Genomic DNA, 20,681 nt, shown 5'->3' on the forward strand with positions numbered 1-20,681 from the left:
GCCGGCGGCGGCCTCAGGCGCCGCCGGCAAAGCCATTCTGGCGCCAGGCTTCGAACACCACGACCGCGACGGTATTGGAGAGATTGAGGCTGCGGTTGTCCGGCCGCATCGGCAGCCGGATGCGCTGCGCGGTGGGAAACCATTCGCGCCGCTGCGGCGCAAGGCCGCGCGTTTCGGAGCCGAACACAAACCAGTCCCCGGGCTGGAAGCTGACCTGGCCGAACGGCGTCGAGCCATGCGTGGTCAGCGCGAACATGCGGGCCGGGTCGGGTCGCTCGCTTTCCATCAGCGCGTCCCAGTTCTCGTGCACGCGCATGCTGGCGTACTCGTGATAGTCCAGGCCGGCGCGGCGCATGCGCGCGTCTTCCAGCGGAAAGCCGAGTGGCTTGACAAGGTGCAGGCGCGCACCGGTATTGGCGCACAGCCGTATCACATTGCCGGTGTTCGGCGGGATCTCGGGTTCGACCAGGACGACATTGAACATGGGGGGAGGGGCGGGCCTGGGGCGCCGCAGCCGTGAAACGCTGGGCAGCTTACCCTGCCGGGGGCCGGCTGTCACGCCGCGCCTGTGGGCTGCGCTACGGGGTGCGCAAGGCGACCACCAGCGTCACGCGCGCCGCGCCGTTGGCTTTCAGGACCCGCGCCGCTTCGCCCAAGGTGGCGCCGCTGGTCATCACATCGTCGACCAGGCCGACATGCTTGCCCGCAACGTCATGGCCGGACCCGAGGCCGAAGGCATCCTGCAGGTTGGCCTGCCGCGCGGGCAGGTCCAGCGTGGCTTGGGCCGGGGTATCGCGCAGTCTCGCCAGCAGCGTCGGCGCCGCGCGCACACCCAGCCGGCGTGCCAGGGGCCGGGCGATTTCCCAGGACTGGTTGAAGCCACGCTCGGCAAGGCGCTGCGCGGACAGCGGGATCGGCGCCAGCACATCGGGCAGCGCCAGGCCGGATCTTCCGGACTCGGCCCGCCAGCGGCGCGCCAGTTCGGCACCAAGCCAGTCCGCCAGCGGCAGCACGCCGCCGAACTTCAAGGCCAGCACCAGGCCGTCCTGCGGGCGGGCGTAGTCGCCCAGCACCAGCGCGTCGTCAAAAGGCGGCGGCTCGTAGCGGCACTGGGCACAGAGCGAGGCTGCGCCTGGCCCGGCGGTGTGCCCGAGCGGCCGGGCGCAGCAGCGGCAACGCGGCAGCGGCGTCAGCAACTCCAGCGCGCAACCTGCGCAGACGGTTTCGTCCTGCACGGTGCCGCAAAGTGCGCAAGCCGCCGGCAGGAGCGTGCGCAGCAAGCGCCGCGCATGATGGCGCAGGGCGCCTTCGCCCGGTCGCGCCAGGCGGCACGGCACAGGGACAGCTGTCGCATGGAGCACGTCGGGGCCGTCGGCGGCAGGCCCGGCGGTGGGCGCGTATACTTGCGATCCTGTTGCGGCGCCCGCTGGCGCGCGCACCGCATGCCCGACGGCCGCATCACGCCGGCCGTCATCCTCATTCTTAGTTTCTTGCTGCCTGGTTTGACCGTGTCCCTGCATGACGCCGACTCCCCCGATGCCTATTTGCCGCCCGCGCGGCTGACCCGCCTCGCCTTCGACCGGCGCAGCGCCGGATTCGGCCAGCTGGACTTCCTGCTGGGCGAGATTGGCCAGCGCATGCGGGAGCGCATGCAGATGATCCGGCTTGCGCCGGCGCGCGCGCTCGATATCGGCTGCGGCCATGGGCGCGGCCTGGCCGCGCTGCGCGCCCAGTACCCCGATGCGCAGATCGCCGGGATGGATATTTCCGGCGCCATGCTGCGCGAGGCCGCCCAGCGCGATCCCCAGCGCCAGTCCGGTTGGCTGGGGCGCCTGCTTGGCAAGCGCCCGACCTTCGACCTGGTGCAGGGCGATCTTGCCACATTGCCCTTCGCCCCGGCCAGCTTCGACCTGTTGTGGTCCAACCTGGCGCTGCACTGGCACCCCGAGCCGCACCGGGTCTTCCCGGAGTGGCACCGGGTCACCCGCGATGAAGGCCTGGTCCTGTTCTCGCTGTTCGGGCCGGATACGCTGGCGCAATTGCGCGCCGCCTTTGCCGAGGTGGACGGCGACACCCACACGTTGCGCTTCGTCGACATGCACGATATCGGGGACATGCTTGTGCACAGCGGCTGGTCCACGCCCGTGATGGACATGGAGACCCTGACGATCACCTATGAATCGCCGCGGACCCTGCTGCGCGAAGTGCAGGCCTTCGGCGGGCTGCGCCTGCCGGCTGGCGCGAGCCAGGGAGGGCTGCGCGCTCGCCGCTGGCACGCAGCGCTGCTGGCCGCGCTGGAGCGCCAGCGCAATGCCGAGGGGCTGATCCCGCTTACGTTCGAGATCGTCTATGGCCATGCCTGGAAGCTGGCGCCGCGCGGCAAGCAGGCTGTCGATGAGCTCGGCCACGCCGTGGTTCCGCTCGACAAGATCGGGCGCGCGCGGCAGCGCAAGTAACGTCCGCGGCGCTGCTGCACGCATCGGCGGCGCAGTCAAGCGGCCGATGGCGAGCACCGTACTGATGCACAAAAACTTGTCGCGCGCTAGCCCCTTGGTCAAGTAGCGGCCTTGTCCGAGTAGGCGAAGCGCCCTATAATGCGCCAGTTTGTCGCAGTGGTCTCCCTGGCACAATTTGCCCAAAATCGCACTTCAATGGTGCGTCCCAGGCGCAATCGTCCAGGCGTGCATCCAGCGCAGAGTAGTTGGCGATGCAAGGTTGGCGATGCAAGACTTGGGTATCGCACTCCAGACGGCGCAAGACAAATCCGGCGGCAGTTCCGACGGATTTGGCCCGCCGGACAAAGACTGGCTGATGAAGCGGAATTGTTCGCTGTCTCCGCGCCAGGTTGGCTGGTTTTACCTCTCAATCGTCAGCGTTTCGCTCGCCATCGCTTTGTTCTTCGCGTGGCGAGGGTCATGGCTCGTGCTTCCCTTTGCCGGGCTGGAGCTGCTGGGGCTGGGCATCGCCCTGCTGGTGCACGGGCGGCATGCGTCGGACTACGAGCGCGTCAGCCTCGTCGACGGCAGGCTGGTAGTGGTTTCGGTCAGTGCAGGGCAGCTGACACGGCATGAATTCAACCCGCTATGGGTGCGGGTTGAACCGGGTGAATCATTACGGGCGCTGGTGTTGCTGCGCTCGGGCAAGAGCGCTGTGCGGGTGGGGTGTTTTCTGGACCCGTACAAGCGGCGAAAGTTCGCGCAGGAGCTCGCATCGGCTTTGCGCTACCTCTGAGAGGCAGCGGGGGCCGGCGAGTCACAGATTTGAATCTGTAAATTGGGTAGATAACAAATGAAAATGTGGAAGAAGGCATCCGCAGCGTGTCTGGTGGGGGCGTCCCTGCTCACCGGTCATGCAGCCCTGGCAGTGGAAGACATGCCAGGTGGCCCCGCCGTGCGACAGCTCAACCTGACCGAGCCGGTCACCAAGATCGCCGAGCAGATTCACTGGCTGAACTGGATGATGCTGATCATGTGCACCGTGATCTTCATCGGCGTGTTCGCGGTGATGTTCTACTCCGTGTTCACGCACCGCAAGTCCAAGGGCGCGAAGTCGGCCTCCTTCCACGAAAGCATCACCGTCGAGGTGATCTGGACCATCATCCCCTTCCTGATCGTCATCGGCATGGCCCTGCCCGCCACCAAGACGGTCGTGGCGATGAAGGACACCACCAACGCCGACATCACCATCAAGGCCACTGGCTACCAGTGGAAGTGGGGCTACGACTACCTGAAGGGCGACGGCGAGGGGATTTCCTTCGTGTCCACCCTGACCACCCCGCGCGAGCAGATCAACAACGAGGCCCCCAAGTCGAACACCTACCTGATGGAGGTGGACAACGAGATGGTGGTGCCCGTGAACAAGAAGGTCCGCATGGTGCTGACGGCCAATGACGTCATCCATGCCTGGATGATCCCGGCCTTCGGCGTCAAGCAGGATGCCATCCCCGGCTTCGTGCGCGACACCTGGTTCAAGGCCGAGAAGATTGGCGTGTACCGTGGCCAGTGCGCCGAGCTGTGCGGCAAGGAACACGCCTTCATGCCGATCGTCGTGCGCGTCGTCTCCGACGCCGACTACGCCAAGTGGGTCGACGGCAAGAAGAAGGAGCTCGCCGCCAAGGCAGACGATCCCAACAAGACCTGGACCCTGGACGAGCTCAAGGCCCGTGGCGAGAAGGTCTACACCGCCAACTGCGCGGTTTGCCACCAGCCTAACGGCAAGGGCGGCGGCGCCTTCCCGGCTCTCGACGGCTCCAAGATCGTCAACGGCCCGGATGCCGGCCAGATGCATATCCTGCTGGAAGGCAAGGGTGCCATGCCGGTGTGGAAGCACCTCTCCGATACCGAGCTCGCTGCCGTCATGACCTACACCCGCAACAACTGGGGTAACAAGACGGGTGAAGTGATTCAACCGAGCGATTTCGTGAATGCGCGTGCCGGCAAGTTCCGCGAAGGCGGCGGCGCACCTGGCGCGAGCGGCGACGCCGCGCCCAAGACGGAAGACAAGCCCGCTGCCAAGCAGGCCAGCGCCGCGGGCGACCGCGCCGCAGGTTGAACAGGATTTCAGGAGTTTTCGCGATGAGTACTGCTACCCCGGACGCGCTCGCCCACCCGCACGACCACGCGCATGACGATCACCACGATCAACCGCATGGCTGGCGCCGTTGGCTGTTTGCCACCAACCACAAGGACATCGGTACGCTGTACCTGCTGTTCTCGTTCACCATGCTGCTGTCTGGCGGCGCGCTGGCACTGCTGATCCGTCTCGAACTGTTCGAGCCGGGCTTGCAGTTCTTCCGCCCGGAACTGTTCAACCAGTTCACCACCATGCACGGCCTGATCATGGTGTTCGGCGCGATCATGCCGGCCTTCGTCGGCTTTGCCAACTGGATGATCCCGCTGCAGATCGGCGCGTCCGACATGGCGTTCGCGCGGATGAACAACTTCAGCTTCTGGCTGATGCCCCCGGCAGCGCTGCTGCTGGTGCTGTCGTTCTTCGCACCAGGCGGCGCCACCGCCGCCGGCTGGACCCTGTACGCGCCGCTGTCGGTGCAGATGGGCCCCGGCATGGACATGGCGATTTTCGCCATGCACATCATGGGCGCGTCGTCGATCATGGGCTCGATCAACATCATCGTCACGGTGCTCAATATGCGCGCACCCGGCATGACGCTGATGAAGATGCCGATGTTCTGCTGGACCTGGCTGATCACCGCCTACCTGCTGATCGCCGTGATGCCGGTGCTGGCTGGCGCCATCACCATGGTGCTGACCGACCGTCACTTCGGCACGAGCTTCTTCTCGGCTGCCGGCGGCGGCGACCCGGTGATGTACCAGCACATCTTCTGGTTCTTCGGCCACCCCGAGGTCTACATCATGATCTTGCCGGCGTTCGGGATCGTCTCGCACGTCGTGCCGACCTTCGCCCGCAAGCGCCTGTTCGGCTATAGCTCGATGGTGTACGCGACCGCTTCGATCGCCATCCTGTCGTTCATCGTGTGGGCTCACCACATGTTCACGACCGGCATGCCCGTGACCGGCCAGCTGTTCTTCATGTACGCCACCATGCTGATCGCGGTGCCGACGGCCGTGAAGATCTTCAACTGGATCGCCACCATGTGGCGTGGCTCGATGACCTTCGAGACCCCGATGCTGTTCGCGATCGGCTTCATCTTCGTGTTCACCATCGGTGGCTTCACCGGCCTGATGCCGGCAGTGGCCCCGATCGACATCCAGTTGCAGGATACCTACTTCATCGTTGCCCACTTCCACTACGTGCTGGTGGCGGGCTCGCTGTTCGCGATGTTCTCGGGCTTCTACTACTGGGGTCCGAAGTGGAGCGGTTTCATGTACAACGAAACCCGCGGCCAGATCCACTTCTGGGGCTCGATGATTTTCTTCAACATCACCTTCTTCCCGATGCACTTCCTGGGCCTGGCCGGCATGCCGCGTCGCTATGCCGATTACCCGACCCAGTTCGCGGATTTCAACGCGATTGCATCGATCGGCGCACTGGGCTTCGGCCTGATGCAGGTGTATTTCTTCTTCTTCGTGGTGCTGCCGTCCTACCGTGGCGGCAAGGCAGCCGGGGACAAGCCTTGGGATGGCGCAGAGGGCCTGGAATGGACCGTGCCGTCGCCGGCCCCGTTCCACACCTTTGAAGTGCCGCCGCAAGTCAAGTAAGCCGCAGTCAGGCAAGCCGCAATAAGCACGGAAGGATGGGCACTGCCCGTCCTTCCGCGCCACGCAAGCAAGGTGTTATGCAGGATCCAAACAAAAGTCCATCGCAGGCAGACCGCAAGGCCTCCAATCGTCGTCTCGGCCTGATCCTTTTCTCGATCGTGATGGTTTTCTTTTTGGGTTTCTTCGCCAAGATGATCTTTCTCGGCTGAAGCTGCAGGGTATTGAGATGAGCGCGAACCAGCAGTCAAGCAATGCCACCGACAAGAAGTTCAACCGCGGAATGATGCTGCGGCTGTTGGTGGTGGTGGCGTTGATGTTCTCGTTTGGCTACGCGCTGGTGCCGCTGTACAAGAAGATCTGCGAGATCACCGGCCTGAACGTGGTGACCACGCGCGACCTGTACGGTGGCCAGGTCAAGAACACGCAGGTGGACAAAACCCGTACGATCACGGTCGAGTTCGACTCCAATGCGCGCGGGCCCTTTGCCTTCCGTCCGGTCAAGAGCAGCATGGAAGTGCACCCGGGCGAGATGACCACCATCGTCTACGAAGTGGCGAACGGCCAGGCACGCGATATCTCGGCGCAGGCCATCCCGAGCTACCTGCCCAAGCTAGCCACGCAGTATTTCAAGAAGATCGAGTGCTTCTGCTTCAAGGAGCAGACGCTGAAGGCGAAGGAAGCACGCGAGATGCCGGTTGTGTTCGTGATCGATCCGGACCTGCCGAAAGACGTGAAGAACATTACGCTGTCCTATACCTTCTTCGAGATCGGGACGCCGGTGGCGCAAGCGCCACAAGGTCCCCTCGACGCGCAGCCAGCAGGCGCGGGCAAGGGCATTTGAGTTTGCAGGCGAGGCAGGTTGCAGGGGGAAAGCCGTGGATGAGATGAAGGACGCGGTCAAGCGCAAGCTGTCATTTGCGCAGACGCTGCGCGCGGTGTTCTGGTCGTTTATCGGCCTGCGCAAGGGCAGCGAGCATGAGCGCGACATGGCACAGCTCAACCCGGTCCATGTGATCATTGCCGGCCTGATCGGGGTAGCCATCCTGATCGCGGTGCTGATCACGGTCGTGCGTGTGGTGGTAGGGTGAGGCCACGCAGCGCAAAGCACGGGGCAGGGCAGGAGTAAGTAAAAAGAGCAGGGCAAAAGCATGCCGCCGGCCCCGTCAGGGCTGGATGTGCGGATAACGATTACTGAATCAGAGACTCTGAGCTGGAGAAAAAAGAATGAGTGCGAACCGCGCAAACGCTCCGTACTACTTCGTACCGGGCCCCTCGCGCCATCCGATCACGGCTAGCTTTGGCTTGCTGCTGACGGCTGGGGGTGCTGCTGGCTGGGTAAACGGGCAGACCTGGGGGCCCTACCTGTGCGGCCTGGGCCTGCTGTGGTTCCTGTTCGTGCTCAAGAGCTGGTTCGGCGAGGCGATCAACGAATCCGAGACGGGCAAGTACGGCAAGAACATCGACCTGTCCTTCCGCTGGTCGATGGGCTGGTTCATCTTCTCCGAGGTGATGTTCTTCGCGGCGTTCTTCGGCGCGCTGTTCTACGCCCGCAACATTGCCATGCCGTGGCTCGGCGACCTGAACAACAAGATCCTGTGGCCCGATTTCGCCGCCGTATGGCCGAACCTCGGACCGGCCGGTGTCGTGGAAAGCTTCCAGACCATGGGCCCGTGGCCGATCCCCACGATCAACACCGCCTTGCTGCTGATGTCCGGCGTGACGCTGACCTGGGCGCACCATGCGCTGCTGGCCAACAAGCGCAGCCAGCTGATTCAGGGCCTGGTGCTGACCATCCTGCTGGGCGCGGTCTTCATGTGCTTCCAGGTGTACGAATACCATCACGCGTATTCGGAGCTGAACCTCAAGCTGACCTCGGGCATCTACGGTTCCACCTTCTTCCTGCTGACCGGCTTCCACGGTTTCCACGTGACGCTCGGCGCGATCATGCTGACGGTGGTGCTGGTGCGCGTGCTCAAGGGCCAGTTGACGCCCGACCATCACTTCGCATTCGAAGGCGCCGCCTGGTACTGGCACTTCGTCGACGTGGTGTGGCTGTTCCTCTACATCGTGGTGTACTGGCTGTAAGACACCCGATTGCAGTGCCCGCCGGCCACGCCGGCGGCACCGCGGGGGAGATTCTCCTCCTTCGCGCGGAACAACAAAAAACAAGCGCCGCAGGGGAAGTAGCCAGCCTGCGGCGCTTGTTTTTTGTGGTTTGAACCTGGAGCAGCCGGGCCGCGCCGGCTTCAGGGCGCCATGCGGATGCCCGTGCTCTGTATCCATCCCATCCAGTGCGAGAACAGGATGAAGACGAACAGGGCCACCGAGAAGCCGACCCGGAACATCAGCGAGCGCATCATGTTTGGCGTCCTGCCGCGGTCGCGCATCATGAAGAACAGGGCGGAGGCCAGGCTACCGATGATGAGGAAGAACGCGATGAGGATGACGATGCGCATGGAGGGCCCGCAAGCGCGGGTTCTGCTAGGGATAGAGTGCCATTATCGCATCGGCGCGCGTGGCAACGCCCTCGGGAAATGCCAGGGAGGCCGCACGTGAAGCCGTGGCGCGCACTGAGCCCGCTGCCCACCATCGCCGCGCTGGTGGTGATCGCAGTCACCTGTGCCTTGGGCAACTGGCAGCTGAATCGGGCCCATGAAAAAGTGGCGCGGGCCGCGCGCCTTGAAGCGCTGGCTGCCCAGCCGCCGCTGGAGATCGGGCGCAGCCTGCTGGATGGCGCGCTGTCGGAGCGTCGCGTGCACGTGCGCGGGCGCTTCGATGCAGCGCATACGGTTTTGCTGGACAATCGCCCCCACGGCAACGGCACCGATAGCCGTGCCGGATTCATGGTGCTGACGCCGCTGCGGGTTGCCGGGGGAGACGCGGCCGCGCCGGCCGTGCTGGTGCTGCGCGGCTGGCTGCCGCGCGATGCGCAGGATCGCACCCATATTGCGCCGTTCCCGACGCCGCAAGGCGAGGTGGAGCTGGACGGCACCGCGCTGGCGACCGTGCCCAGGGTCTTCAGCCTGGGCCGGGGCGCGAATGCCGAGGCCGGCCAGAGGATCCGCCAGAATGTCGATCTCGCCGCTTATGCCGCGGAGCTTGGTGTGCCCCTGCAGCCCTTTGTGCTGGAACAGCGCAACGACAACGGCGACGGGCTGGCGCGCGACTGGGCGCCAGCGGACATCGGCGCGGATCGCCACTATGGTTATGCCTTTCAGTGGTTCGGGCTGGCGGCGCTGACCCTGGTGCTGCTGGTGGCGTTGAGCTGGCGGCGCGCTGCCCGCATGACGGCTTGAGCATTCTCGCGGGTGGCACCCGTATTACCCCCACGAACCACAGCGGCGCGTTGCGGTCAGATGAGCGCAACCACCCCTAACGACAGACAGACGACAGACAGACGAAACACTATGCAACAGCCAGATCCCGCTTCGGCCCAGGCCGCCCGCGCCGCGCCGCAAGACTCGCGCATCGACGCCCGCACCCGTCGCGGCCGCATCCAGATGCTGCTGCTGCTGCTGGTGTGCGCTTCGCCCGTCATCGCTTCCTACCTGACGTACTACGTGTTCAAGCCCGCGGGCGGTTCCACCAACTACGGCACGCTGATCGAGCCGCAGCGCCCCATGCCCGCGCTACAGATCGGCAACGAGCGTGCCGAGTCCGTGCCGCTGGATAGTTTCAAGGGCAAGTGGCTGCTGGTGACGGCGGATGGCGCGGCGTGCGACGAAGCCTGCGCCAAGAAACTGTTCACCATCCGCCAGATCCGCGCGGGGCAGGGCCAGGACCGCGAGCGCATCGTGCCCGTGTGGCTGATCAGTGACGACGGCCCGATCGATTCCCGCCTGTCGGCTGCCTACAACGAGCCCTATGCCGGTGTGCGCTTCCTGCGCGCCAACCGCGAGGCCATGCAGAAATGGCTGCCGGCGGAACCGGGTGCCCGGATCGAGGACAGCCTGTTCCTGATCGACCCGCTGGGCAACCTGATGATGCGCTTCCCCAAGGAGCCGGACCCCAAGAAGATGAGCTCCGACCTGAAGAAGCTGCTCAAGTACTCTCACATCGGGTGAGGCGCGCATGCTGCTCCAACTCGCCATCATCGGCGTCCTGATCGCCCTGTTCCCCTTGAGCTATGTACTGGTCAAAGGGGACCGCAACAAGTACCGCAAGCTAGTCTGGATCACCGCCTTCCTGACGCTGGACCTGATCATGTTCGGCAGCTTCACGCGGCTGACGGACTCCGGCCTGGGCTGTCCTGACTGGCCGGGCTGCTATGGCCACTCCAACCCGCACGCGGCGCAGGAGCCTATCCGTGCCGCCGAGACGGCCCTGCCCAGCGGACCCGTGACCATTACCAAGGCGTGGATCGAGATGGTCCACCGCTACTTCGCCATGGCGGTCGGCGTGCTGATCATCACGCTGATGGTGCTGGCCTGGGTCAAGCGGCGCGAACTCAAGCAGTCGCCCTGGTTCGCCACCGGGGTGTTGCTGCTGGTGTGCGTGCAGGGCGCGTTCGGGGCCTTTACGGTTACGCTCAAGCTGCAGCCCATCATCGTGGTCACGCACCTGATGCTTGGCATGAGCCTGCTGGCAGCGTTGATCTGGCTGGGCTCGCGCAACGATCCACCCTTGCGGGTGGCGCCGCAGGCGGCCGGGCTGCGCTGGCCGGCGCGCATCGCGCTGGCCTTCCTGGTGCTGCAGATCTTCCTGGGCGGCTGGGTGAGCACTAACTATGCTGTGCTGGCGTGTACCGACTTTCCGCTGTGCAACGGCCAACTCGTGCCGGACATGGACTTCCACCACGGCTTTACGTTGTGGCGCCAGCTCGGCATGACCGCCGACGGCGACTACATCCCGCACTCGGCCCTGGTGGCGATCCATTGGGTGCATCGCGGTTTTGCCTTCGTTGTGCTGGCTTTCCTGGCCTGGTTCGGGCTGCAGGCACGCCGCCACGGCGGCCTTGCGCGCAGCGCGGGCTGGTTGCTGGGCTTTCTGGCGCTGCAACTGGCCACCGGCCTGTCGAACATCGTGTTCGACTGGCCGCTGGGCGCCGCGGTGGCGCATAACGGCGGCGCGGCGGTCTTGCTGCTGCTCCTGGTTCGCCTCAACTACAATATAGGGTTCGCGGCCCGGTCCGCTGACATTGCTACCGACGTGCCGGCCGCCGCGCGCGCCACATGAAAGACAAGAACTCCCCAGTGGTTACAGCTACCCACACACATCCCCTCGGACGCGTTCGCCACCTGATGCGCCAGTACGCCGCCCTGACCAAGCCTCGGGTGACGCAGCTTGCCGTCTTCTGCGCCATCATCGGCATGTTCCTCGCCACGCCCGGCATGGTGCCGTGGCCGGTGCTGATTGGCGGCGCCGCCGGCATCTGGCTGTTGGCGGGTGCCGCTTTCGCCATCAACTGCCTGGTGGAGCAGAAGGTTGATGCGCTGATGCGCCGCACCGCGTGGCGCCCGTCGGCCACCGGCGAGATCACCACCATCCAGACGCTGGTGTTCTCCGCGGTGCTGGGCGCGGCAGGGATGTGGCTGCTGCACGTCTACACCAACGACCTGACCATGTGGCTGACCGTGGCCACCTTCGTTGGCTACGCCGTGGTGTACACCATCCTGCTCAAGCCGGCCACGCCGCAGAACATTGTCATCGGCGGCCTGTCCGGCGCCATGCCGCCGGCGCTTGGCTGGGCGGCGGTCGCGGGCGACCTGCCGGCCGAAGCGTGGTTTCTGGTGCTGATCATCTTCACGTGGACACCGCCGCACTTCTGGGCCCTGGCCCTGTATCGCCGCGCCGACTACGCCAAGTCCGGCCTGCCGATGCTGCCGGTGACGCATGGCGAGCGCTTTACGCTGCTGCATATCCTGCTGTACACGCTGATCATGATCGCGGCCACGCTGCTGCCGTTCGTGTACGGCATGTGCGGCTATATCTACCTGGCGGCCGCGCTGATCCTGGGGGGCGGGTTCCTGGCCTACTCGTGGAAGATGTATCGCAACTACTCGGACGCGCTGGCGCAACGCACCTTCCGCTTCTCGATCCTGTATCTCTCGCTGCTGTTCGCCGCGCTGCTGGTCGATCACTACTTCAAGTTCCTGCCGCAGGCCTGAGCGGTGCTTGCAGGCCCCGCAGGCTTGCGGCATCTTGTCGCGGCCTGCGCGCGTGGCAGCCTCGATCGGCGATACTGCGTGTCATCTGTTAATGTGACCTTGTCGCGTCCAGCCGCCTGCCGGGCGGCGCCGGCTCGCCAACACCACCCGAACTCGCATGCCAAACCACTTCCCTTCAGGCTCCCTCCCCACCTTCGCGGCCTTCCGCCGGTTTTGCCTGCTGGCCCTGTGCGCGCTGCTGCTGGCGGCATGCGGCCAGCAGAAGGCTTCTTTCAAGAACGTCGATATCACCGGCGGCAGTGAGTTCGGCAAGGACTTCGTCCTTACCGACCACAACGGCAAGGTGCGCTCCATTGGCGACTTCAAGGGCAAGGCGGTAGTGATGTTCTTCGGCTATACGCATTGCCCTGACGTGTGCCCGACCACCATGGCCGAGCTCAAGGCGGTGATGGAACAACTGGGGCCGGATGCCGACAAGGTGCAGGTGTTGTTCGTTACGGTGGATCCGGAGCGCGATACGCAGGCGCTGCTGGCGCAGTATGTGCCGGCCTTCGATCCGCGCTTCCTGGGCATGCGTCCGGCCGACGATGCCGCGCTGCAGAAGGTGGCGAAGGACTTCAAGGTGTTCTACGCCAAGGTGCCGGGCACGTCCCCGAACAACTACACCATGGATCACTCGGCGGGCAGCTATGTGTTCGACCCGAGCGGCAAGCTGCGCTTGTTTATCCGCCACGGCCAGGGGCCGGAGCCGATCGTGCATGACCTCAAGCAACTGCTGTCCTGAGGCGAGCCGCCGGCGCGAAGCCGGCGGGCAAAATAAAACAGGGCCGGTCGCGAGACCGGCCCTGTTCTACTTCTGGCGCGCTTAAGCCTTAGGCAAAGGCCTGCAGCGCACCCTTCATCTTCTTCATCGCCGCGGTTTCGATCTGGCGGATGCGTTCGGCGGAGACGCCGAATTCGTCAGCCAGTTCGTGCAGCGTCGAGCCGCCCGAGCCGTCGTCGTTGACCTGCAGCCAGCGTGCCTCGATGATGCGGCGGCTACGGTCGTCGAGCTTGGACAGCGCTTCTTCCAGGCCTTGCACTTGCAGGCGGTCGTGGCGCTGCGCCTCGATCACGCGGGTGGGCTCGTTGTGGTTGTCGGCCAGGTAGGCGATGGGCGCGAAGTCTTCTTCGCCATCGTCGATCTGCCCTTCGAGCGCCAGGTCGCCGCCCGACAGGCGGGTTTCCATCTCCATCACTTCTTCCGGCTTGACGTTCAGCTCGCGCGCAACCGCGTCGATCTGTTCCGGCGTGAAGGTATGGGCACCCTGCTTGTGGCTGCGCAGGTTGAAGAACAGCTTGCGCTGGGCCTTGGTGGTAGCCACCTTGACCATGCGCCAGTTCTTCAGCACGTATTCGTGGATCTCGGCCTTGATCCAGTGCATCGCATACGACACCAGCCGCACGCCCTGATCCGGGTCGAAGCGCTTCACGGCCTTCATCAGGCCGATATTGCCTTCCTGAATCAGGTCTGCGTGGGGCAGGCCATAGCCGAGGTACTGGCGGGCGATGGACACCACCAGGCGCAGGTGCGACAGCACCATGCGGCGCGCCGCATCGACGGAGTCGTGCTCGCGCAACTCGCGCGCGAGCCGCTGCTCTTCCTCGGGGGTAAGCAGGGGAATACGGTGGACAGCCTGGATATAGCTGTCGATATTTCCCAGCGTTCCGGGAAAGGTCAGCGCAAACGTCCCGGCGCCCTGTGGCACCGCAGGCAGACGGTTGGTCATTTGGGTTTGGTCAGCAGATAGGACTGCGTTCACTCGATAGCTCCTTTCGCATCCGGCGGGTGGGTTGCCCGCGTGTGCGGCCCTTTTCGGGGTTTCGCACTGCATTGCAACACATATTAGCACTCAAGCCGGGGGACTGCTAAGTTGGAGTGCCAATAGGGTTGATAGTTCCTGGTAATCGAATGGTTCTTCTACATAGTATTTTGGTCCAGCATCTTGCAGGATGTGACGAGGCCACTATCTCACGCGGGTACGCGAACGATCCGACAATGATTAGAGGGCCGATGCCCCTGCCGGTTCTGTCGCCCGTTGAGATGCTGTGTTTCTCTAGCAGCTACACTCTTTTCATTTGTCTCAGTGATGCTGAGCGCCAGCATCGACCAAACCGGGGACCATCATGTCTGTTATAGAGCACTTGTTAAAGCCGCACACCCGTGACCTCGGCGACTTTGCCGTGAGCCGTCTGCTGCCCGCCGCGGCAACCCAGACTGTCGGCCCATTCATCTTCTTCGACCACATGGGCCCGGTGGCCATGCCGCCCGGAGAAGGCGCCGATGTGCGCCCGCATCCCCACATCGGCCTGGCCACGGTCACCTACCTGTTCGAGGGCGAGATCCTGCACCACGACAGCCTGGGCAGCAAACAGGTCATCAGGCCGGGCGACGTGAACTGGATGACGGCTGGCAACGGCATCGCGCACTCTGAGCGCTCGCCCCAGTCCGCCCGCGATGCCGGGCCGCGCCTGCATGGTATCCAGACCTGGGTGGCGCTGCCCAAGGAGCACGAGAACGTCGAGCCGTCCTTTCATCACCATCCGGCCGCGACGCTGCCCAAGCTGGAGCGCCCTGGCGTACGCATGACGGTGATTGCGGGCGATGCGTTTGGCGCCGAGGCGCCGGTGAAGGTGTTCAGCCGCACGCTCTACGTGGCCATTGAGCTCGAGGCGGGCGCCAGCCTGGAGATTCCGGCGGAGCACGCCGAGCGCGGCATCTACCCGGTGGACGGCACCATTGCCCTGGACGGCGAAGTGTTGCCCGAGCGGCACCTGGCGGTCCTGGTGCCGGGCCAGCCGGTGACGTTGACGGCGCAGGTGGCGTCGCGCGTGATGCTGCTCGGCGGCGACCCGACCGATGGCCATCGCTTTATTTTCTGGAATTTCGTTGCCAGCACCAAGGAAGCGATCGAAGCAGCCTCCCAGCGCTGGGAAGATGACCAGTTCCCGCGCGTGCCGGGCGAGAGCGATCGCATTCCGCTGCCACAGCGCAAGCGCTAAAGGCGCCTGCCTGGCGGGCCACGCTCAGACCGGGCTGGCCCAAGCCACGCGCGTGCCTTGCTGCAGGCAGTCGCGGATGGCGTCGATCTGCGTGGCGATCGGGGCAGGCACAGGCGCCTTGCCGTCCAGCACGAGGCGGATCCATGCCGCGGTCTGGTCCACGTCACTGCCGGGCGGCAATTCCGGCACTTCAACGATGGAGCCCGATGTCGGGTCGACCAAGGTGCGCTGATGTCCGTCGTGCAGCCAGTCGATGCGGCTGTTGCGCCGGGCGTCCGCCACCACCTCGCCCTCGGTGCCTCGCGCCAGCAGCACATTGGCGGGCTCGCGCGAGAAATAATCGGTCAGGGTTTCGCGGTACTCGGGGTGGGTGTAGCTATACAGCCGCAGCGCCTCGGCCGGGCTGTGCGCGCCCACAGGCTGCAACATCTTGACCACCGTATGCGCGGAGTTGCGCAAGCCGATCTGCATGCGCTTGTCCAGCATCCGCGCCAGCGCTGGCGACAGCACGTCGATCGGCAGCACCGCCAGCGGGCCGGGCTGGGCATCCTTGCCGCGCAACTGGGATTCGGCCTGCGCCACGGAACTGCAAGGCACGATGCCCAGCGCCTCGAATAGCGAGATGCTGGTGACGCGCCCGTTGAATTGGCGGGAGCCGTGCACCAGCACCGGAATGCCCTCGCGCGCCAGCAGCAGCGCCAGCAGCGGCACCAGGTTGGGCTGCTTGCGCGCGCCGTTATAGCTGGGGATTGACACCACGACGCGGTCCGCCGGGCCGGCCAGCGGCAGGCAATGCGCGTGCGCGGCATCGAGCATCCCGGCCAGCTCGTGCGGGGCCTCGCCCTTGATGCGATAGGCCATCAGCACCGCGCCCAGCTCGATATCGGCCACGCGGCCTGCCAGCATCGCATCGAACAGCGCCTGGGCATCTTCGCGCGGCAGCGCGCGGGCGCCGTTGACGCCCCGACCGATTTCCTTGATGTACTTCGCGGCAGCGAAAGCAGGGGCGGCGGGGGCTGCGGGGGGCGTAGGCGTGGTGGTCATGGCGGGTTCGGACTATGTGGTTTGAAGTCCATGATAGCGGAGCGGGCCGGCCGTGCCCATGACAGCCGCAATGCCGGCTCGGCCTCGCCCCCGCCACGGCAGTGGCCGGCCCGTCACGGCCCTCGCTCAGGCGGCTTCCTTCAGGGCGGGATTGCGCTGCTTGCGGTACAGGAAGTCCAGCACTGCCGTGCGGTATGCGTGGTAATCCTTGTCCTCGGCCAGCGCCATGCGTTCGCGTGGCCGCGGCAGATCCACCTTCAGCACTTCGCCGATGGTGGCCGCGGGGCCGTTGGTCATCATGACGATGCGGTCGGCCAGCAGCACCGCTTCATCCACGTCGTGGGTCACCATCACCACCGTGCTGCGCGTCTTCGCCACGATCTTGATCAGTTCGTCCTGCAGGTGCGCGCGGGTGAGCGCATCCAGCGCGCCGAAGGGCTCGTCCATCAGTAGCACCTTGGGCTCCATGGCCAGCGCCCGGGCGATGCCCACGCGCTGCTTCATGCCGCCCGAGATCTCCTGCGGATACTTGGCTTCGGCATGCGTCAGGCCAACCAGGGCCAGCGTGCCGTGCGTGCGGGCCTTCAACTGCGCCTTGTTCTCGCTGGCGCCGAACACGCGCTCCACGCCAAGATAGACATTGTCGAAACAGGTCAGCCAGGGCAGCAGCGAATGGTTCTGGAACACCACCGCCCGATCCGGGCCGGGGCCTGCGATCTCGCGCTCGGCGCAGATCAGCGCGCCGGCGCTGGGCCGGTCCAGCCCGGCAAGCAGGTTGAGCAAGGTGGACTTGCCACAGCCCGAATGGCCGATCAGCGTAATGAACTCGCCGCTTGCGATGGTCAGGTTGACATCGCGCAGGGCGACGAACGGCCCCTTCTTGGTCTTGAAGGTCTGCCCGACATTCTCGATACGGACGAACTTTTCCATGAGCTTCTCCTTGGGCGCCAGGGCGCGGTTAGCGACTTGGCGCCTTAGTTGCCGTAGCTGAAGCGCTTGGCCAGGCTGAGCAGCGCGTATTCGAGCAGCAGCCCGACCGTGCCGATGATGAAGATCGCGATGACGATATGTTCCACCTTCAGGTTGTTCCACTCGTCCCACAGCCAGAAGCCGATGCCGGTGCCGCCAGTGAGCATTTCCGCGGCCACGATCACCAGCCAGGCGGTACCGATGGACAGCCGCACGCCGGTGAGCATGTACGGCAGCACGGCGGGCAGCAGCACGCGGGTGAATACCTTCCATTCGGAAAGGTCGAGCACGCGCGCCACATTCAGGTAGTCCTGCGGCACACGGGTCACGCCCACCGCGGTATTGATCACCATCGGCCAGATCGAGCAGATGAAGATGGCCCAGATCGCCGCCGGGTTTGCCGACTTGAACAGCAGCAGGCCAATGGGCAGCCAGGCCAGCGGCGAGACCGGGCGCAGCAGGCTGATGATGGGCGCCATCATCGCGTTGAGAAAGGCGAAGCGGCCCAGCGCGAAGCCGGCCGGGATGCCGATCAATGCGGCCAGCCCGAAGCCTGCCGCCACGCGTGCCAGCGATGCCAGCACGTTCCAGCCGATGCCCTGGTCATTGGGGCCGTTGCGGTAGAACGGGTCGGTGAACAGCGGCACGGCGGCATGCCAGGTGGCGGCCGGGGTGGGGATGGCGGGGATCATGGTGGCGATGCCGTGCCACATCAACAGGAACAGCGCAAAGCCTGCTACCGGCGGCATCACCTTGAGCACCACGGCGGTGATGGCGTCGCGCCGCGCCGCGCGGCGGGCCTCGGCTTGCGCGGCGAGCGCGCGGCGCTCGGCGCGTTCATGGGCTTGCTGGTCGCCAACCACGGCAACCTCGGCATTGGTGCCGGCATCGGCAGGCGCGGCTTGGTTGGCGGCATGCGGGGCAGGCTGGGCTAGTGCATTCACGTCTGGCTCCTTCGGTGGCCGGCGCGTCGCCACGCCGGCGTTCAAGCGGCAATCAAAATCGGAATCACGCCGGGGCGCGTGCGCTTCAGGCCTTGATCTTGAAACCGTCGGCATAGGCCTTGGGGTCCTTGCTGGCATCCCACACCACGCCGTCGATCAGCTTCGCGGTACGGAAGTCGCTCTTGGGCAGCGGCACCTGCGCGGCCGCAGCGGCCTGTTTGTAGATGTCGATGCGATTGACCTTCTTCGCCACCTCCAGGTAGTCAGGGTGGTCCTTGAGCAGGCCCCAGCGCTTTTGCTGCGTGAGGAACCACATGCCGTCGGAGAGGAAGGGATAGTTGGCGGCGCCGTCCTGGTAGAACTTCATCGAGTCCGGGTCGTCCCAGGTTTTGCCCAGGCCGTTGCTATAGCGGCCCAGCATGCGATCCAGGATGATGTCCATGTCGGTGTTGACGTAGGACTTGGCGGCAATGGTCTCGGCGGTCTTGCGGCGGTTGGAGGCCGATGCGTCGATGTACTTCGAGGCGTCGAGCACGGCGGCCACCATCGCGCGTGCCGTGTTGGGATACTTCTGCACGAACTCTGCCGTGGTGCCCAGGGTCTTTTCCGGGTGATCCTTCCAGATCGCCTGCGTGGTTTCTGCGGTAAAGCCGATCTTGTCGGCGATGGCGCGCGCGCCCCACGGCTCGCCCACGCAGAAGCCGTCCATGTTGCCCACGCGCATGTTGGCCACCATCTGCGGCGGCGGCACGGTGATGGCCTTGGCGTCCTGCATCGGGTTGATGCCGTTGGCGGCCAGCCAGTAGTACAGCCACATGGCGTGGGTGCCGGTGGGGAAGGTCTGGGCGAAGGTGTACTCGCGCTTTTCCTTCATCATCAGCGCCTTCAGGCTGGCGCCGTCCTTGACGCCTTTCTCCGCCAGCTTGGATGACAGCGTGATGGCCTGGCCGTTGTGGTTCAGGTTCATCAGCACCGCCATGTCTTTCTTGGGGCCGCCAATGCCAAGCTGCACGCCATAGATCAGCCCGTACAGCACATGCGCCGCATCGAGTTCGCCATTGACGAGCTTGTCGCGCACGCCGGCCCAGGAGGCTTCCTTGGTGGGGGTGATCTTGATGCCGTATTTTTTGTCGAAGCCGAGCGTGCCGGCCATCACGACCGAGGCGCAGTCCGTCAGCGGGATGAAGCCGATCCGCACTTCCGGTTTTTCCGGCGCGTCGGAGCCTGCCGCCCATGCGCCAGCGCGTACCAGGGGATCGACCAGGGTGATCACGCTGGCGCCGGCGATGGTAGCCAGGGCGCGGCGCCGTCCGTTGCTGGCGGGCACCGCATCGGCTCCCGTGGTGCTGGCGTCGGTGGCAACTGCTGCATGCAGCGACTTGGCAATCTTCAGGCGAGAGGGCATTGGCACGGCTCCAAATAAAAAGCGTCCTGAACTGCTCCGCTTTCGCCAGAAATGCGGGGGCAGGTCAGGACGCCGTTGTCCCGTGATGCGGCGCGGCCGTCGTTGGCGGCGCACATCGGTATGTGATCGGCCGTCGTCGGCCGATGCTTCGATTACGCAAGCCGCGTGCCAAGGGTCGGGAGGGCTGTTGTCGGGGTCTGACTGCCAGCGAGCGTGGGCAAGGAGCCAGAAGAGGGCGCGCCGAAGCGGCGTCCGTGCGCTGCCAGTGCGTGAAAGGTGATGCGGTCGCGCCATCCTTGTGCATTGCACCAAGCGCGTGCGGGGCACATCGCGGCGCCCGAGCATGGTTTGTGCAGGGCTTAGCTCATCACATCGATGACCCGCCGCGCCGCCTCGACGAGCTTGATGCCGCGCTCCATCGCCATGCTGCGCAGCCGCTTGTAAGCCTCGTCCTCGGTCATGCCGCGCTCCTTCATCAGCAGGCCCTTGGCACGCTCCACTTCCTTGCGTTCGGCCAGCTGCAGCCGCGTGGCATCAAGCTCCGCGCGCAGTTCCTGGTCCAGTTCGAAGCGCGCATAGGCCACATCCAACACGGTCTTGACGCGCTCGGCGCGCAGGCCGTCGACGATGTAGGCGGTGATCCCTGCGCTCAGCGCGGCCTTGATGCGCTGGGCGTCGTCGTTGTCCGTGAAGAGCACGATGGGGCGCGGCGCGTGCTGGGTTGACACGCATACATGCTCGACCGTATCGCGCGCGGCGGACTCCGAGGCGATGATGATCAGGTCCGGCTGCCGCGCGGCGATTGCGTCGGGCAGCCGCAGGTCGGCGTCCACCGTTTCGATGTCCGTGAAGCCCGCAGACACAAGCCCGGCACGGATCGTCTCGATATTGAGCGGATCCTCGTCATGCGGATCGCGCACCAGCAAAATGCGCAGCGCGCGTGAACCCGACGCGGCGGGCGCGGGGCTGGCAGGACTCGTCGGGGTGGGGC

At 65.2% G+C, this 20,681-nt stretch carries 23 protein-coding genes; 14 read left to right on the forward strand and 9 right to left on the reverse strand.

Annotation, left to right across the window (positions count from 1 at the left end; genetic code table 11):
* Positions 1-13 precede the first annotated feature (13 nt).
* Both trmL and A9975_RS07310 read right to left on the reverse strand, forming a co-directional pair.
* Entirely contained in the window at positions 14-484 is a 471-nt protein-coding gene (gene trmL / locus A9975_RS07305) for a tRNA (uridine(34)/cytosine(34)/5-carboxymethylaminomethyluridine(34)-2'-O)-methyltransferase TrmL (RefSeq protein WP_183032043.1), read from the reverse strand.
* 94 nt (positions 485-578) lie between these two features.
* Entirely contained in the window at positions 579-1,361 is a 783-nt protein-coding gene (locus A9975_RS07310; protein WP_183032044.1) for a ComF family protein, read from the reverse strand.
* Positions 1,362-1,442: 81 nt separating this feature from the next.
* On the opposite strand from A9975_RS07310, the gene A9975_RS07315 reads away from it, so the two are divergent.
* The 8 genes from A9975_RS07315 to A9975_RS07350 all read left to right on the forward strand — a co-directional run bounded on the left by A9975_RS07315 (position 1,443) and on the right by A9975_RS07350 (position 8,264).
* Complete coding sequence (locus A9975_RS07315) at positions 1,443-2,456, forward strand: methyltransferase domain-containing protein (RefSeq protein WP_220810653.1); 1,014 nt, start codon at positions 1,443-1,445, stop codon at positions 2,454-2,456.
* A gap of 265 nt (positions 2,457-2,721) precedes the next feature.
* Positions 2,722-3,231, forward strand: a complete 510-nt coding sequence (locus A9975_RS07320; RefSeq protein ID WP_183032058.1) for a DUF2244 domain-containing protein — start codon at positions 2,722-2,724, stop codon at positions 3,229-3,231.
* Positions 3,232-3,288: 57 nt separating this feature from the next.
* The gene (gene coxB / locus A9975_RS07325) at positions 3,289-4,551 is read left to right on the forward strand and encodes a cytochrome c oxidase subunit II (protein WP_183032045.1); all 1,263 of its coding nucleotides are present in this window, start codon (positions 3,289-3,291) and stop codon (positions 4,549-4,551) included.
* A 23-nt stretch (positions 4,552-4,574) separates the two neighbouring features.
* Entirely contained in the window at positions 4,575-6,179 is a 1,605-nt protein-coding gene (gene ctaD / locus A9975_RS07330; protein ID WP_150989700.1) for a cytochrome c oxidase subunit I, read from the forward strand.
* A gap of 77 nt (positions 6,180-6,256) precedes the next feature.
* Positions 6,257-6,388, forward strand: coding sequence for a cytochrome oxidase small assembly protein (locus A9975_RS07335; RefSeq protein ID WP_006159470.1), 132 nt, complete (start codon positions 6,257-6,259; stop codon positions 6,386-6,388).
* Positions 6,389-6,405: 17 nt separating this feature from the next.
* Complete coding sequence (locus A9975_RS07340; protein WP_150989703.1) at positions 6,406-7,020, forward strand: cytochrome c oxidase assembly protein; 615 nt, start codon at positions 6,406-6,408, stop codon at positions 7,018-7,020.
* A gap of 34 nt (positions 7,021-7,054) precedes the next feature.
* A complete protein-coding gene (locus A9975_RS07345; RefSeq protein WP_035861042.1) occupies positions 7,055-7,267 on the forward strand; it encodes a DUF2970 domain-containing protein in 213 nt (70 codons plus the stop codon).
* Positions 7,268-7,403: 136 nt separating this feature from the next.
* Complete coding sequence (locus A9975_RS07350; RefSeq protein WP_006159467.1) at positions 7,404-8,264, forward strand: cytochrome c oxidase subunit 3; 861 nt, start codon at positions 7,404-7,406, stop codon at positions 8,262-8,264.
* Positions 8,265-8,425: 161 nt separating this feature from the next.
* On the opposite strand, the gene A9975_RS07355 is transcribed toward A9975_RS07350, so the two are convergent.
* A complete protein-coding gene (locus A9975_RS07355; protein WP_006159466.1) occupies positions 8,426-8,635 on the reverse strand; it encodes a twin transmembrane helix small protein in 210 nt (69 codons plus the stop codon).
* Positions 8,636-8,713: 78 nt separating this feature from the next.
* Between A9975_RS07355 and A9975_RS07360 the strand changes: the two genes are divergently transcribed.
* From A9975_RS07360 to A9975_RS07380, 5 genes are all read left to right on the forward strand, one after another.
* The gene (locus tag A9975_RS07360; protein WP_183032046.1) at positions 8,714-9,475 is read left to right on the forward strand and encodes an SURF1 family protein; all 762 of its coding nucleotides are present in this window, start codon (positions 8,714-8,716) and stop codon (positions 9,473-9,475) included.
* Positions 9,476-9,586: 111 nt separating this feature from the next.
* Positions 9,587-10,243: a cytochrome C oxidase subunit I gene (locus A9975_RS07365; RefSeq protein ID WP_150989709.1), complete on the forward strand. Its 657-nt coding sequence runs from the start codon at positions 9,587-9,589 to the stop codon at positions 10,241-10,243.
* Between the two features lie 7 nt (positions 10,244-10,250).
* Positions 10,251-11,354, forward strand: coding sequence for a heme A synthase (locus tag A9975_RS07370; RefSeq protein WP_183032047.1), 1,104 nt, complete (start codon positions 10,251-10,253; stop codon positions 11,352-11,354).
* Positions 11,351-12,286 carry a heme o synthase gene (locus A9975_RS07375; RefSeq protein ID WP_183032048.1) on the forward strand — a complete coding sequence of 312 codons (936 nt, stop codon included), beginning with the start codon at positions 11,351-11,353 and terminating at the stop codon, positions 12,284-12,286. Before A9975_RS07370 ends, A9975_RS07375 begins: the two co-directional genes overlap by 4 nt.
* Before the next feature lie 157 nt (positions 12,287-12,443).
* Entirely contained in the window at positions 12,444-13,070 is a 627-nt protein-coding gene (locus A9975_RS07380) for an SCO family protein (RefSeq protein WP_043343379.1), read from the forward strand.
* 88 nt (positions 13,071-13,158) lie between these two features.
* On the opposite strand, the gene rpoH is transcribed toward A9975_RS07380, so the two are convergent.
* The gene (gene rpoH / locus A9975_RS07385) at positions 13,159-14,055 is read right to left on the reverse strand and encodes an RNA polymerase sigma factor RpoH (protein WP_220810654.1); all 897 of its coding nucleotides are present in this window, start codon (positions 14,053-14,055) and stop codon (positions 13,159-13,161) included.
* A gap of 397 nt (positions 14,056-14,452) precedes the next feature.
* On the opposite strand from rpoH, the gene A9975_RS07390 reads away from it, so the two are divergent.
* A complete protein-coding gene (locus A9975_RS07390) occupies positions 14,453-15,328 on the forward strand; it encodes a pirin family protein (RefSeq protein WP_183032049.1) in 876 nt (291 codons plus the stop codon).
* A 24-nt stretch (positions 15,329-15,352) separates the two neighbouring features.
* On the opposite strand, the gene ybiB is transcribed toward A9975_RS07390, so the two are convergent.
* The 5 genes from ybiB to A9975_RS07415 all read right to left on the reverse strand — a co-directional run.
* Entirely contained in the window at positions 15,353-16,372 is a 1,020-nt protein-coding gene (gene ybiB / locus A9975_RS07395; RefSeq protein WP_183032050.1) for a DNA-binding protein YbiB, read from the reverse strand.
* A 126-nt stretch (positions 16,373-16,498) separates the two neighbouring features.
* Complete coding sequence (locus tag A9975_RS07400; protein WP_183032051.1) at positions 16,499-17,302, reverse strand: ABC transporter ATP-binding protein; 804 nt, start codon at positions 17,300-17,302, stop codon at positions 16,499-16,501.
* A gap of 44 nt (positions 17,303-17,346) precedes the next feature.
* Positions 17,347-18,285 carry a nitrate ABC transporter permease gene (ntrB, locus tag A9975_RS07405; protein WP_183032052.1) on the reverse strand — a complete coding sequence of 313 codons (939 nt, stop codon included), beginning with the start codon at positions 18,283-18,285 and terminating at the stop codon, positions 17,347-17,349.
* Between the two features lie 85 nt (positions 18,286-18,370).
* Positions 18,371-19,690 carry a CmpA/NrtA family ABC transporter substrate-binding protein gene (locus A9975_RS07410; protein ID WP_183032053.1) on the reverse strand — a complete coding sequence of 440 codons (1,320 nt, stop codon included), beginning with the start codon at positions 19,688-19,690 and terminating at the stop codon, positions 18,371-18,373.
* Between the two features lie 359 nt (positions 19,691-20,049).
* Positions 20,050-20,681: ANTAR domain-containing response regulator (locus A9975_RS07415; RefSeq protein ID WP_255503101.1), on the reverse strand; the 632-nt coding region annotated here is incomplete at its 5' end.

This window comes from Cupriavidus sp. UME77, assembly GCF_014170355.1.
In the GTDB taxonomy this organism is placed as follows: Bacteria; Pseudomonadota; Gammaproteobacteria; order Burkholderiales; family Burkholderiaceae; genus Cupriavidus; species Cupriavidus basilensis.